Origin of the sequence: Dyella sp. (assembly GCF_035277725.1) — a bacterium.
Classification (GTDB): Bacteria; Pseudomonadota; Gammaproteobacteria; order Xanthomonadales; family Rhodanobacteraceae; genus Dyella_B.
The window spans coordinates 44,244-58,610 of the sequence record NZ_DATEJY010000104.1; the positions used below are offsets into that span (position 1 = coordinate 44,244).

11 protein-coding genes and 1 pseudogene are annotated in these 14,367 nt (G+C 59.2%); 2 read left to right on the forward strand and 10 right to left on the reverse strand.

Going from position 1 to position 14,367, the window contains the following annotated elements; genetic code table 11:
• Nucleotides 1-207 precede the first annotated feature (207 nt).
• On the forward strand, nucleotides 208-3,396 hold the full coding sequence (locus tag VJR68_RS09470; RefSeq protein ID WP_324147425.1) for an efflux RND transporter permease subunit: 3,189 nt from the start codon (nucleotides 208-210) through the stop codon (nucleotides 3,394-3,396).
• Nucleotides 3,397-3,550: 154 nt separating this feature from the next.
• Here VJR68_RS09470 and VJR68_RS09475 read toward each other — a convergent pair whose 3' ends face one another.
• From VJR68_RS09475 to VJR68_RS09505, 7 genes are all read right to left on the reverse strand, one after another.
• Complete coding sequence (locus tag VJR68_RS09475) at nucleotides 3,551-4,096, reverse strand: hypothetical protein (protein ID WP_324147426.1); 546 nt, start codon at nucleotides 4,094-4,096, stop codon at nucleotides 3,551-3,553.
• Nucleotides 4,097-4,138: 42 nt separating this feature from the next.
• On the reverse strand, nucleotides 4,139-5,710 hold the full coding sequence (locus tag VJR68_RS09480; RefSeq protein ID WP_324147427.1) for a DUF2235 domain-containing protein: 1,572 nt from the start codon (nucleotides 5,708-5,710) through the stop codon (nucleotides 4,139-4,141).
• Nucleotides 5,711-5,727: 17 nt separating this feature from the next.
• On the reverse strand, nucleotides 5,728-6,342 hold the full coding sequence (locus VJR68_RS09485) for a hypothetical protein (protein WP_324147428.1): 615 nt from the start codon (nucleotides 6,340-6,342) through the stop codon (nucleotides 5,728-5,730).
• Between the two features lie 45 nt (nucleotides 6,343-6,387).
• A complete protein-coding gene (locus VJR68_RS09490) occupies nucleotides 6,388-6,867 on the reverse strand; it encodes a DUF4189 domain-containing protein (protein WP_324147429.1) in 480 nt (159 codons plus the stop codon).
• A 68-nt stretch (nucleotides 6,868-6,935) separates the two neighbouring features.
• On the reverse strand, nucleotides 6,936-7,862 hold the full coding sequence (locus VJR68_RS09495; RefSeq protein ID WP_324147430.1) for a type IV secretion system protein: 927 nt from the start codon (nucleotides 7,860-7,862) through the stop codon (nucleotides 6,936-6,938).
• Between the two features lie 206 nt (nucleotides 7,863-8,068).
• A complete protein-coding gene (locus VJR68_RS09500; RefSeq protein WP_324147431.1) occupies nucleotides 8,069-8,707 on the reverse strand; it encodes a hypothetical protein in 639 nt (212 codons plus the stop codon).
• A gap of 315 nt (nucleotides 8,708-9,022) precedes the next feature.
• Nucleotides 9,023-9,352, reverse strand: a complete 330-nt coding sequence (locus VJR68_RS09505; protein WP_324147432.1) for a hypothetical protein — start codon at nucleotides 9,350-9,352, stop codon at nucleotides 9,023-9,025.
• A 202-nt stretch (nucleotides 9,353-9,554) separates the two neighbouring features.
• Here VJR68_RS09505 and VJR68_RS09510 point away from each other — a divergent pair.
• Nucleotides 9,555-10,034, forward strand: a pseudogene (locus VJR68_RS09510) (efflux RND transporter permease subunit); the annotation flags it as partial.
• Nucleotides 10,035-10,384: 350 nt separating this feature from the next.
• Here VJR68_RS09510 and VJR68_RS09515 read toward each other — a convergent pair.
• The 3 genes from VJR68_RS09515 to VJR68_RS09525 form a co-directional block, all read right to left on the reverse strand.
• Nucleotides 10,385-10,837, reverse strand: a complete 453-nt coding sequence (locus VJR68_RS09515) for a ShlB/FhaC/HecB family hemolysin secretion/activation protein (protein ID WP_324147433.1) — start codon at nucleotides 10,835-10,837, stop codon at nucleotides 10,385-10,387.
• Between the two features lie 78 nt (nucleotides 10,838-10,915).
• Nucleotides 10,916-13,030 carry an HlyD family efflux transporter periplasmic adaptor subunit gene (locus VJR68_RS09520; protein WP_324147434.1) on the reverse strand — a complete coding sequence of 705 codons (2,115 nt, stop codon included), beginning with the start codon at nucleotides 13,028-13,030 and terminating at the stop codon, nucleotides 10,916-10,918.
• Between the two features lie 4 nt (nucleotides 13,031-13,034).
• Nucleotides 13,035-14,357 (reverse strand): efflux RND transporter periplasmic adaptor subunit, encoded by a 1,323-nt coding sequence (locus VJR68_RS09525; RefSeq protein ID WP_324147435.1) that lies wholly within the window; start codon nucleotides 14,355-14,357, stop codon nucleotides 13,035-13,037.
• Nucleotides 14,358-14,367 lie beyond the last annotated feature (10 nt).

A 14,367-nucleotide genomic window follows, 5' to 3' on the forward strand; every position in this document is an offset into this window, starting at 1 on the left:
GACATCACGATGTTGGGGTTCGCACCCCAACCTACACGTACAGCCTCATGCAAGCCTCGGCATGCCTTCTGGCACGGCCCGACTTCATGCACATTTGCGCACGCGCACGTCAGCGTATGAAGTGTCCATGGATATTTCTCATACGCGCAACAGCCGTTCATGCGGCTTGTACATGGCCGTCGTCCGTGCGCACACGCGGGTGCTGGCATGAATATTTTCGAGCCGATCATCCGTCGACCGAGAGGCACGTCGCTGCTGGCGATCGGCCTGGTGCTGGCGGGTTTCTGCGCCTATCTGCTGATCGGCATCGCGTCGTTTCCTTCGCTGCAATTTCCTGTCATAGCAGTGGTTGCCACGTTACCCGGCGCCAACGCGCAAACGGTGGCGTCGACGGTAACGGCGCCGCTTGAACGCCAGCTCGGACGCATTCCCGCCATCCAGCAGATGACCTCCGACTCGAACGCCGGCGGCATGCTGATCCTGATTCAGTTCGACATGTCGCGCAAAGCCGATCAGGCCGCGCGCGACGTGCAGGCGGCACTCAATGCGGCGGCGCCCGATCTGCCGGCCGTAATGGCATTGTCGCCGCCGCAGTATTTCAAGAACGACACCTCGCAGATTCCCGTGCTGCTGATCTCCATGACGTCGACCAGTATGCCGCCGGACAAGCTCTACGATCTGGCCAACACGCTGATGCTGCCAGCCGTGGCGCAAGTCACCGGCGTGTCGCAGGCGCAATTGATCGGCGGTTCGCCACATGCCGTGCGCATCTCGTTGAACAACAGCGCATTGACGGCCAAAGGCTTGACCGCCAACGACATTGCCAACGTGCTGCGCGCCGCCAACGTTGCCTCGCCGCAAGGCATCCTGAGCGACGGCTTGACGCAGATGACCGTGTCAGCCAACGACGGCCTGCAGACACCTGCCGATTTCGCCGCATTGGTCATCGCCAAGCAGAAAGGCGTGCCGGTGCATCTTTCCGATGTCGCCACCGTCAGCAATGGCCAGCAGGATTCCACCCAGGCAGCCTGGTTCAACAACCGGCATGGCGTGATCATGCAGGTGCAGAAGCGTTCCGATGCGAATGCCGTGCAAGTGGTACAAGCCATTCGCAATGCGTTGCCCAGATTGCAGAAGCTGGTGCCGGCCGACGTAAAGATCACGCCGATTTTCGATCTGACGCTCTCCACCAAATCCGCGCTGCACGAAGTGGAAATCGCCCTGCTGATCAGCATCGTGATGGTGGCGCTGGTGATGCTGCTGTTCCTCAGGCGCCTTCGCCCCACTCTTATTGCCATGCTCAGCGTACCGCTGTCTCTGGCCGGCGCGTTCGTGCTGATGTACGGGCTGGGCTTTACGCTCAACATGCTGTCGCTGATTGCGCTGGTGCTGTGCATCGGTTTTGTGGTGGACGATGCGATCGTGGTGATCGAGAACATCTTTCGCCATATGGAGAAAGGCGCCAAGCCGCTGGACGCCGCGTTGATCGGCGTGCGCGAGATTGGCTTCACGGTGATCTCGATCACGCTGTCGTTGGTGGCGGTGTTCGCGCCGATGGTGTTCGGCAATAGCCCGATGGTGATGCTGATGCGTGAGTTCTCGGTCACGCTGATCGCCACGATCGTGATTTCCGCGCTGGTGTCGCTTACGCTCACCCCCGCCCTGTGCGGCCGCTACTTGGTGGAAGAAACGCACAAGCAGAACGCACCCAGCAAGCTGGAATTGGAGGTCGAACGGCTGGATCGCTGGCTGCTGCGCATCTACGAGCGCGCGCTGGATTGGGCGATGCACCACCGGCGCGTGATGCGCTGGCAGCCGCTGATTTTGCTGGTGTTGACGGTGGGCCTGGCGATGGCCGTGGTGAAGACGGCCGGCGGCGCGCTGATGCCGGAAGGCGATACCGGCATGCTGCAGGCGGACATGGTGGCCGACCCGAACATCTCGCCCGACTTGCTCGCCAAGCGCACCCAAGCCGTGCAGGCGGTGATGCTGGCCGATCCGGCCGTGCTCGACGTCGCCGCATTCCTGGGCGGCAACAACACCAATGGCGCGGTCGGCAACGAGGCGTCGTTCTTCATCGACCTCAAGCCGCGCGGCGATGGTCCCGGGCAACGTCATGAGGCGGCTGACAAAGTGATCAAGCGCCTCACCGATCAATACAAGAAGCTGACCGACGTCAACGTTGCCGTCACCAGCCTGGGTTTTTTCAACGGCGGCGGCGGCAGCCGGGCGAAAGGCCAATATGCTTTCTCGCTCACCAGCACCACCAGTCAACCCTTGCAACAACCGACGCTGCATCTTGCGCAGGTGATGCGCAAGATGAAACAGTTCAAGGACGTCAGCACCAGCTTCGACAACATCGGCAAACAACAGCTGGTGCAGATCGATCGCGACGCGGCGTCGCGCTTGCAAGTCAATATCGGGCAGATCGATCAGGCGTTGATCGATGCATTCGGACAGACACCGGCATCAGTGATCTACTCCGACATCAACCAATATCAAGTGATCCTGGTGGCTGACAACGCGCATTCGCTCAGCCCCGCCACTTTGCTCAACCTGTATGTGCGCAGCAACACCAACAAGATGGTGCCGCTGTCGGCCATGGTGCATATTCGCCCGCGCATCGAGCCGATCGACATCCAGCATTACAACCAGCTGGAAGCGGCCAGCATCAACTACAACCTCGCTGACGGCGTGAGCCAGGCCGATGGCCTGAAGTACGTCGATCAAGCCATGTTCGCCGCGCAACTGCCACCCGGCGTCATGAAGCAATACACCGGCGACAACCAGAAACTGCTGGAGGCGGCCACCAATGCGCTGATCCTGTTCATGGCCGTGATCCTGGCGATGTACATCGTGCTGGGCATTCTCTACGAAAGCCTGATCCATCCCTTGACCATTCTTTCGACGCTGCCTGCCGCAGGCATGGGCGCTTTCCTTGCCATGCTGATCACGCACACGCAGCTCAGCACCATGTCGGTGATCGCCGTGCTGATGCTGATCGGTATCGTGAAGAAAAGCGCGATCTTGATGATGGACTTCGCGCTTGTCGCCGAACGCGAAGGCGGCCTTACGCCACCGGAGGCGATTCGCGAAGCCGCCCTGGTGCGCTTCCGTCCCATCACCATGACCACGCTGGTGGCCATGGGCGCGGCACTGCCGTTGGCGATCGGCTTCGGCATCGGTTCGGAAATGCGCCAGCCATTGGGTATCGCGATTCTAGGTGGCTTGTTCGTTTCGCAGCTGTTGACCTTGCTCAGCACGCCCGCGATTTATCTGTGGCAGCACGATCGGCGCGTGCGCAAGGCTGCACGCAGGGCGCGTCGCGAGGAGAAGCGCCGCTCGCGGCAGTTGGGCAAGCCGATGGCGACGCCGGAAGTGGAGCGGGCCGGATAGACGTAGGTTGGGGTGCGAACCCCAACATTGCCATATATGCATGCATCGTGATGTTGGGGTTCGCACCCCAACCTACGGGATCACGCGCTAATCAGCAGGCCCGGCAAGCAGGGGGAGCCGCTTTTCGCGACGGCCGGATCGGGCTTGTGGTTAGCTATTTGCTGTTCAACCGCACCCATTTGTTTCCGACCAACACGCAAACGCCGCCTTCTGGACAGGTGGTCAACCGGCCGGCTTCGACGGCCGTGTTGATCTGCTGTACCCATTCCGAGCGTTTGATCTCCGCATGGGATTCCCGTGCGACATAGATCGCCACCGCGATAACCACTAGGGAACCGAGCGCACTGGCAAGGAAGGTTTTCCAGGCATGCGCGGTGTTCAACCGCCTCACGGCGTGCAAGCGCAATTCAAGCTGCGCAAGGGCCCGCTCGAATTGCTGCGTGTTTTCACGCATCGTTCGGTCAAGGTCCTGCATGGCATCGCGAACGCCTTCTGCGATGGCCAGCTGTGCGCCTTGGCGAATTTCCGCCATGGCTTGCTGGGTCGACCTGTGGGATGTTTCCAGCGACTGCTTCGTTTGCTGATCGAGCGCCTGCGTGGCTTGTAGCAATTGCCGTGCGGCTTGATCGATGCGCCCTGCCAACTTATCGATGGCAGTACCGAGCTGCAGCGCCAGGGTTTTGACTTCCAAAGTGGACATATGGGAATTCCTTTTGCGAACACGTTCAGCGGTGCAACGAGATCAGCGGCTCATCGACGGCGCCTTGTGCATCATCTGTTCCTGGATCGCCTGCTGTGTCTCTAGTTGCTGGTTGTAATCCCGCCCCATTTGCAACCACGCCTGGCCGTGCGCCGATTGCTCATAAGCTTGGGAGACGGCGCTCATGGACGCATGATCATCCGCTACGCAGGCGTGGTACAAAGCTTCGAACATATCGTCGATGGAACTGTGCGGGGTAATGGTTGAGACATCGACACCGCGCGCCATGGCGGTTTCGCGTTCCTGCGCCGGCTGCTCTTGATGGCGTTGCTGCGGCAAGCCGTGTTCGGGCATGTACTGGGATTGCAGACGGCGTAGTTGTTCTTGCAGGCGTTGCAAGTCTTGCGACATCTGTTGTTCCGGCAATAGTTCCGTCGAAATCTGTGCAGCCATTGGCATGGTTGGCAAAGGTGCAATCGCTACCGGATGACGATCCGCTACCTTGGCGGCCACGGCGGCATCCACCGGTTCGGGTGGCAAGCAGGCCAAGGTGGCGCGGCAATCGGGAGCGCCAGCTTGCGCACCGCGCTCGGCGCGTTCGCCATGCTCACGCACATAGCGGGTGCCGTAGAAGAATTGATGATCTTCCGAGCGATGAATCATGTAACGCTGCAAGTCGTCGGGTTCGGCCTGCTTTTTCAACAACGGCGCATCGCTGAGCGCATTGAGGTAGTCCGCCGCCAGATTGCGGTTGAGAATTGCCAGGCCATCGTGGTGGTAGCTGCCACCGAGATCCGAATGCGCACCGGGCAGAGTGACAGCCAGAAAGCGACCGTCATCGGAAGCGCCCATGGGAATGATGAGCGTCTCGGGAAACGCATCGCGCCGTTCGTCGCGTGCGGTGAGTTGGAAGCCAGAGACGACGGAGGGCGGCAACTGGCGGTCACGGCTATGCGGTCGGCCTGTGCCGACCGGGTCTATCAGCATCACGGCTTGGGGGATTTGGGCAGGAGCCACCAAGGGCGGGTTGTTGTAAGTGATGGTGTTGGGGCCGAAGAGGTGATGGTGGATTTTTTCGCCTTGCCAATCTTGAATGCCACGTTCGTGGACGACGCGAGTAAAGCCGGCAGCTTGTTCGGCGCCACGGCTGAAGCCGGTGGCGACGACGCGGATTTGGGCGTCAGGGTCTTCCTCACGCCAGGTTTTTGCCTGACGAATGAACTTGTCATACATGTCCTCGATGCGGCTGTCGTAGGTATAGCCGATGGCGCCATCGGCAACGCGAGCGACCCAGCTGGATTGGGTGCCGGGGCCGGAAAGGTACCAGGTAAAGACATGAGGGTTTCTACTTGAAACCTCTTTCAATTGCTTGTTGAAAATCCCAATGGCGGTCATGTGCTCGGGATCATGTACGGCATCATTGCCGGTGCCATCAAAGTTGGCGATGAACAGGCGGTCGTGCGGATTGTTGGTATGTAAAAGGATCGGGGCCGGAAGACCACTCAATGAATGCTGCGCCTGATCGTACAGATGAAAATCTTGGCGTGTAACGGGGACCAGCCGGGTACCATCCTCGCGAATCCCATCGGGACCTACTTTGTGTTTCTCGCTCATCCTGGCGTTCCTTGAGATCAGTAGGTATGGGTGTAGGCCAAGTTCATCTCATGCACGCTATTGCTAAGCGGATTCGATGGGTCGCGTGGCTTCTTCAGCGCAATCGTCGTTTTCATATAAACGCTGATGGTGCGATCGTTCACCACCAGAACGATGTCCGCCCCGTCAAACGCTGCCGTTTCCGTTGGAATCTGGTCTTCCGGTACGTGATGCAAAATTCGCTGATCTTTGAAGATCGCTCCAATATCGATCTTGGCCTCATGCGGCACGCCGTCCAGCGAGCGCCAAGTGACAATGGCGGGTGGTGGAAAGTTTTCTATAGGGCCAGTATCGGCATTCAAGTTATTTGGATAGTTGGGCAGCGGCGGCGGAGAGACTTCGTTTTCCTCATCCAAGGAGTCGTAAAAGTTGTTGTACAGCACCTTGCAGCCAATCGTATTGAAGCAGTAAGAACCAAAGTTATGCCTCTTGAATTTCAGAGGGAACGTATTTCGAACGACATCGCCTTCGCCGAATTGAGGATGAGGGCTGGTCATGGCGTTTGAGCATCCTGTCATGAGTGCTAAGGCGCACAGCGTGCCAGGCGTGCTGCGCGGGAGGGTATGCGGAATACGATGCAAGAACCGTTTCAAATCATCCTCCTTTGAAAGACGCCTTTACTAGGCTTATTTCAAGGTTTAATTGCTGACCCATTTGGCGGGGCTGCATTCGGTGCGTAAGAGCTCACAATGCTTTTGGCCTGCTTTCTTGCATGACTTCATGGCACGCTTAATGGCTTTCTGATTTGTAGCATCGCTAGATGCATACCCCCCATTTTCGCCATTGACAACGGCAATACATGCATTTTGATAAGTCAAATTGACTTTGCATTGCGTGCCGCCTTTTGATATGCAGTTTTCTATTGCGCTCTCCTGAGCAATTCCTTCGCTGGATTGGTTGGATGCCCATCCAGTAGTGCCATCACTGCTGATTGCTAAGGCGCCCCATTGCTCCTGCCAATGTCCTTGCAGCTGGTCGTAGTCGGACCGAAGAGGCCCGCACGATGGAATGCCGTTAGGACTCGAGTATTGGCTCATACCCGGCGGACATGGCCCCATTTGCGCATAGGCGAAGTGCGTGGTGAGTAAGAGACTGATACCGAGTACCCATTTCTTCATTTGCGTTCTCGTGATGATTCATCAATTTCGTGGTGAAGCGAGAGGAAAGCAGTAGGCCACTGTGATGTTTAGGGCTTTAATCTTGGGTTGTTGTTAGTGTCCTGTTGGCTTGCGCCACCGTTAGCCGGCATCCCACCCCCTCCCTTCCCATTATTCCCAAACGCCGAGTAATGCATAAAATTCCCTACCGTCCGCTGAAAAAAGCCTCCCGCCATCGGCGGCACGGTGATGATGAGCATGGTGAGAATCAAGCCGATACCGCCTTGCTCCATGGAGATTTGCATCAAGCCTTGCTTCATCGCGTTGGGCAGGAATCCGCCGAGCAGATCGGCGGCCCATACGCCGGTGGCCACGCGGATGCTGATGTCCAACATCATGGCGCTGACCACGTTGAGCATGGCCATGGAGAACAGCGTGCTGAGGCACGACATCAGCCATCCGTGGAACAGTGATTTGGTGGGTTCGTACATCAGGCAAAGGATGAAGATGGGAGCCAGGCCGATCACCAGGGCCATGGCGAAGCGGTACATCAGAAGCATGACGGCGGCGCTGATGGGTGGGGCAGCAACGCCAAAGACGGCATAGTTCTGGGCCTTCTCCTGATTGGCGGTGGTGAGCGGATCGGCCGCGGCGCCCTTGCCCATCTGCACCGCGTTGACGGTACCCATGACGACGGTGGTCAAGGCGAGGTTCTTGTCGATGGCGGCTGGGATGCTGGTGTCTTTGCCACTGATGAGCTGATTGACGCCTTTGCCCAGATCGCTGCCAATAAGCTGGCTCAGCTGGGTACCGAAGAGCGACATGGAGCAGGCAGTGGTGACGATAAGCACGACCTTGGCCATGTTGACGACCACCGCCATCAGTGGTTCGCGCAGCGTACCCGTGATGGCGCGATAACCGGTGAACATCACCCACAGGGTGACCAGTGCGTAAGCCATGATACCGACCCAATCCATGGCGCGGCCCATGAGATCGTCGGTGAACGTATCGATCATGCTGTTGATCTTGGTGTAGATATCAACGAAGTAGACGAAGCCGCCATCGATCGGCATGGAGCTATTCCTTATTGAGTGCCATGGGCCGTAACGCGCCTTGGGGGAATTTGTCGTGACGATTACAGACCGTCGAGCACGCTACCCAGGGCGCTGCCGGTCACGCTGCCACCGCCGCCATTCAAGGCGGCACGCGCCAACATGCTTTGCTATTCTTCCAGCGTACGTATGATGGTGTCATCGGCCTCGATCTGCGCACGCCAGTTGGCCATCTCGGTGGTCAGCGCGTTGCTGTAGGTCTGCGTTTGGGTGGTGGCGCGGCCGGCGTCGGCCAGCGTGTCGATGTTGTCGATGATGCCCGAAACCTGGTCGAACGCCGTGTGGTAGCTCTGCACCTTGTTGAGCATGCCCACAGTAGTGTTGTACTTGTCGACCTGGGCCATGACGATCTGCGCGCAGATTTGCTGCTGGCTTTCGCGGATGGAATGAGAGGCAAGGGATGTCAAGGCGTTTACCGCGCTACCGATGACACCGCCGGTATTGTTCTGGCAATTGAGCTGAATGAGGTTGTCGCGGTCCCCATCGCTGACTCGCTGCAAGGACTGCTTGCCGAGGTCGACATTGAAGTGGAAACCCGTGATCTTGGACATCAGCTGTTCGAGTTGCCGCTTTTCGGTTTCCAGCTGATGGATGGTTTGCTGCAACTGGCTGTAGAAACCTTCTTTGTTGGCTTCGAGGTTTGCCTCGTCGATGACTGCCCATTGCGCGCACGTGGGAAGAGCCACCAGGCTCAGCCCCAAGACCAGGCCAGCTCGACGAAGACAGTTAAAGCCATGAAACGCGGACATGGATGATCCTCCTGATGGTTCGTGCGGAACGCATCGCGTGCGCGGTAGTTTGCGCGCTCGGCTAACCGCATCTGGTGCGACATGCTTAAGTCCGGTGCGGATGCCACCTCGGCAAACCGGCCTTAATTCGAACTATCCAATGCGCATCTGCGTTTGGCATAGGCGGCATGCGCCGATGGTTTTGTAGTGAAAACCTGGGGGTTGTAGGGCGACACTGTCAGCGTCCAAACCCCGCCACTTTGTTAGCGTCCAGAGGCAGCACGCCGCTCCTCAGTCGGCATGCCGCGAAGGGACCGTACAGTGCACGAAGCGCGGCTATCCGGCCGACTCCGGCTCAAGCGTGTCCGCGTATTGCTGCAGCAAGTAGACGGCTGCGTGCAGGCCGGTGGTTTGTACCGGATTGAGCGGCACGACGATCCGCGTGCTGTGCGGGGCGTTGGGCTGTTTGCTGGACTCACTGCGCTCCAGCACACCGCGGACCACGTTGATAGCCAGCGAGATGCCGGCGAGTTTCGCGGTGTAGTTGTCGAAGTTTTCCAGCCCCAGGCCCAGCGGGTTGCGCGGATCGGTGAACGGATCGGGTGGGGATTTGGGTTCTTTGCGAACCGATGGGCGTGCGTGTGCCGTATGATCTATGGAGGTCATAGTCAACAGTCCTAGTGTTGGTTGTGGCTCAGCAGATCGTGGGAGCGGCTAACTCTCACGGTCTGCGCTTCTCCAAGCATTGCTGCATGGGTCGTCGACGTTGCACGGATCAGATTGCGTCGACGACGGGGCGAACGTCGCAAACCTGTATGGGTCTGTCTGTAAGGATTGAATGACGAGCGATGTGCGCAGGTTGTAGGTAAGCATCAACCACAATCTCGCCGATGGCGTGAGCCAGGCCGATGATTTGAAGTACGTCGATCAGGCGATGTCCGCCGTGCAACTGTTCATGGCCGTGATCCTGGCGATGTACATCGTGCTGGGCATTCTCTACGAAAGCCTGATCCATCCCTTGACCATTCTTTCGACATTGCCTGCCGCAGGCATGGGCGCTTTCCTTGCCATGCTGATCACGCACACGCAGCTCAGCACCATGTCGGTGATCGCCGTGTTGATGCTGATCGGTATCGTGAAGAAAAACGCGATCTTGATGGTGGACTTCGCGCTTGTCGCCGAACGCGAAGGCGGCCTTACGCCACCGGAGGCGATTCGCGAAGCCGCCCTGGTGCGCTTCCGTCCCATCACCATGACCACGCTGGTGGCGATGGGCGCGGCACTGCCGTTGGCGATCGGCTTCGGCATCGGTTCGGAAATGCGCCAGCCGCTGGGCATCGCCATACTTCGCAGAAGCTCAGGACATCTTCTAGCCGTAATAGAGCCGATAGAACCATGCCCACACCGTCTAGATCTGTTTCTGGATCCGTGGCGGCACAGCATGCGGCGTGGGTATCGCCATGGGGGTGGATTGCCAGTGCGGATACTTCATCCGGTAGTGGCTGTCGCTTTCCTGTTACTCCATCATGAGCTGCTCCAGATCAATCTTGAATGGCGATAGCCCCAACCAAGCGTACAGATGCGACATGCACTTCATCGGCTGCGCGATCAGATCCTCGAAGCGCACGAAGTACAACCGTTGCTTCACCGCATCAGGCAAACCCGGTACCGCCTGCAATGCGATAAGCGGTGCGTCGATCACCCGATCTTTCGCGAACAGCGCATCCGCGTGACTGAAGCGTAGATCAGTGCAGAGTACGCCAATCCGAACCGGGTGCGTGCACCGTTGAGCGCAAAGTCATAGGTCGTGTAACGACAGTGCATGTGCTGGTCGGAGGACGAAAGCTCCACACTGAGCTGATCGCCGAGGCCAGCCAGATTGTTCACCGCCACGTTGCTGCTCAAGCGGATACGGCCGGTGTAGCGATCTCCCGCATCATCCAGGGTGAGGTTGCCGGTCACGAGCGGCGGCGCCTGGGCATCGACATTGAGGTCGCTGGTTCCGGACGTACTGCCGGAGCCCGGCACCGCATGCCCTTGCACGCCAGGCAGATCGTTCAACAACAACAGCTGACGATCCAAGCCATCCTGCGTCACCGGTTGACCGCTTTGCAGCGGACGAAGGGTCACGTTGAGCAGGCTGGTCTGCACACGGCTGTGGTTGGCGACCTACACCTGGTCATGACGCGCTTCGATGACTTTGAATTGCACGACGCCGTCGTTATGACCTCATCCACCTGCTTCCCGCTCCACTACTGCCACCAGTTGCATCAGCATGTGCCATGCATAACTTTCACGAGCATGCCCCAGCTTCGCTGTTCCAACCATCTGCCGGCTGAGTGATGTCCGCTCCCGGCAGTTACCGATGCGCACTCGATAGGTTGCAACGATTGGTACCAGCTGATGCGTAGCCTGCTGCTTCTCAGCGGCTATCGGGCCGCCGTAAGGGCTGCCAATCGCAGGTTCGTCAAGCGTGGCAAGGTTGACGCGATCTACGGCCGTCACTTGGCAGTGCAACGTGCCCATTTCCGGGACGGACGCCAAAAAGCGGGCGGAATCACCCGCAGCAACATGACCGATACCTTCTTCATCGACAAAGGCCTCGCCTTTAATGCCCGCGGGGTCAATTACGTCGAACAGATGTTCGCCGCGTGGCAACCAGGTACCGCTGGCAAGCCCCTCTCCATCTGTCTGCAGGGTACCGTCGAAAGGGGCGCGCAAGGTGAGTTGCTGCGTTTGACGTTCCAATCCTGCCACTGTTTCGCTCGCCGCCTCCCAACGCTTATAAAGAGCGACTCCTTCTTCCAGCAATTGCTGATCAAATGATTGCTGTTCAACTTGCCAGTGCAAAACCGCTTCGTCCGCGCGCGCCGCTTTCAAGCGATATTCGAGGTCGGGTGAAACGAGCACAGCAAGTACGTCGCCCGCATGAACATGCGCACCGTCACGTGGTAAGGGGGTGTCGGCCGACACGTAACCTGCTTCCGGCGCGTAGAGACCTTGCGCTCGCAACGGGCCAACCACAGCGGGCGCCCCCACGCCGTTATGCCAGGGCAGGACCAGCCAGCCCAGCAGAAACGTACCGAGCATCACACTACGCACCGTCTGCTTGTGCCAGCGGAGCTGGTCGCGCCTACGCCAGCACGCGGCGACTTCTCCCACCATGGGCCGTACGATGAACCAGCCAAACTCGACGGCAAACAACAGCATGCCTAAGGCTTTGAAGAAGGTGTGATAGACAATCAGTGCGATCGAGAAAAACACCACAAGCCGGTACAACCAAGTCACATACGTAAAGCCGATCAAAAAGCGGCGACGACCAGGTGTGCAGGGTTCGGGTTGCGGATCGCCGAAGCCGAACAACCATTCGCGCATCCACCAGCGGCCGAACGCGAAGGCCCGATCATGCAGGTTTGGCATGCCCAGCCAGTCGGACAACAAAAAGTAGCCGTCGAAACGCATAAAGGGGCTGGCGTTGATGGTCACCGTGCTGATCCACGTCGTGGTGGCGAGCAGGAATGCTGCAGCACTAAGCGGACCGTCAGGCAGCAGGCTCCAGGCGAGCGCGGCGAAAGCGGCTAGCGCGAGTTCGGCCAGTATGCCGGCCGCGCCGATGTGCAGGCGTGCGCTACGGCTGGGTAACTTCCATGCCTCGGTGGTGTCGGTATAAAGCATCGGCACCATCACCAGCACCGCAATGCCCATGGTCGGCACGCGGCAGCCATAACGGTAGGCGGTAAAGGCATGGCCAAATTCGTGCAGCACCTTGGCGAACGCAAGGGTCAGGCCGATCGCGAGCAATCCATGCCAATCGGCGTATGCGCGAAAGGTATGCACGAACGAATCCCAGCGCCGCGAAACCAGCGCCAAACCAATCAGGGCACAGAAACCCACGACGGTCCAGAACGCCGGCTTGTAGACGAATTCCACATGGCGTGCACAGCGGCGCAGAAACGGCATCGGATGCCACAAAGGAATGCGAATCAGCAAATAGTGCTTGAGCAGCCACATCGCGCGCGTCATCCGGCTTGCTTCGGCCACGGCACGCAAATGCTCGGTGCTGTCGGCACTTGCCGACACAAACAGGTTTGCGCGCTGGAGCAAGCGCCGCAGCGCTTCGAAATCGTCCAGGCTCACCGTCAATGTCGTTTCGTCGTTGACCGCATCGACAATTTTGTGCGCGTCATCCAACGTCCAGCGGGAGAGCATTTCGAAGGCCGGCCAGCCCAGCTGGTAGAACTGATTGGCCGCCGGATCGTGCAACATCCAGGTCGGTGAGCCGTCAGGCGCCGCTGCACCACGCGTCAAACTCAATTCCTGACGTAATGAAGGCAGTTGTGCCATCGCCTTACCAACCCAGCCACTGCCGCACGGTGGCCAAGGGTCTGCGCAGCAGATAGTACGCCAGCGGCACCCAACGGCCATGGATGCGTGCGGTGCCCATCACGCCCAGCACGGGGCGTGCATTGCTGGTGAAGCTGGCCTTGATGCGATAAGCAAGCACACCATCGGGCGTAGGTTCGGCGCGATACGCGATCGTGTCGATGCGCGCATCGTAGCTGACCAGGGGCGAGCTTTTTGGATAGAGCGTCAGCGTGGCACCCGGCTTCACATCCACGTTTTCCGCAACGGGCAGGTAAGCGGTCAATTCCACGCGGGAAGGGTCGGCCAGCAACATGACTTTCTCGCCCACCGACACGGCGCGGCCGATCCAGTCGTTGGGATCGGCGAATACCGCCACGCCATCACGCGAAGCGGTAACGCGCAGGCGCGCAAGCTGTGCTGCCGCGTAGTCGAGTTCCACGGCACTTTCATCGAGCTTGCCCTTCTTCAAGGCCATGTCGAGGCGGTTCTTGTCGTCCGTGACGGCCAATTGCGCGGTCTGCCGGTATTCCTCCTGCGCAGCTGCGTAATTCTTGCGCGCCAGCGCATCGCGCGAAGCCAGTGTTGTCGCATCGAGTGAAAACAGCGGAGCGCCCACCGCGACGTGCTGATTCGGCTGGACGTTGAGCTGGTCAATCACGCCGTCCAGCGGTGAGCGCACCACGAATGGGTCTTTTGCCGTGACTTCGGCCGGGGCAAGCACGCTCATCGGCACGGGTGCCAGGCAAACCATTGCCAAGGCGATGAGTACGCGGCGCCGTAGCTTGCCCTGCCGTAACGCCCCTGCCACGCGTGCAAGCGGCGAAGCCTGTGGCTCGAATGCATGCAACGCATGCGCCCATACTTGCGCCAGCTCGGCAAGCAGGATCTTTTCGGTCGAGTTGAATGGCTCTTCGCGAGCGAACACGATAGCGCTCTGCATGCGCTTGCGCGTATCGATCAGCGGCAACCACAATGCATGCGCCGGCCACCATGACGCCCAATCCGCCGCAAGTTCCACCGGCAGATCCGATACGGTAAAAGCATGCGGCTGTGCTTGCGCGGCATCCTGCGGTACCTGCTGGCGTGCAAGCACACGGCAGACCGAAGTCAGCCACTGCACGTAGGGTGCGCCCGGATCACATTGCGGCAATCCAGATACTGCGGCGATGGCACCTGGCAGCGCACCACCGCCACGCCACCATGCTGCCTGCCGATACGGTATCAGCGCCTGCGTTTCATTGACGATGGTGAAGCCCAGCGCCGCCTGGTTACCCGCCTCGCGGGCGCGCGCTGAAAGCTGCCACATCAGGGCAAGC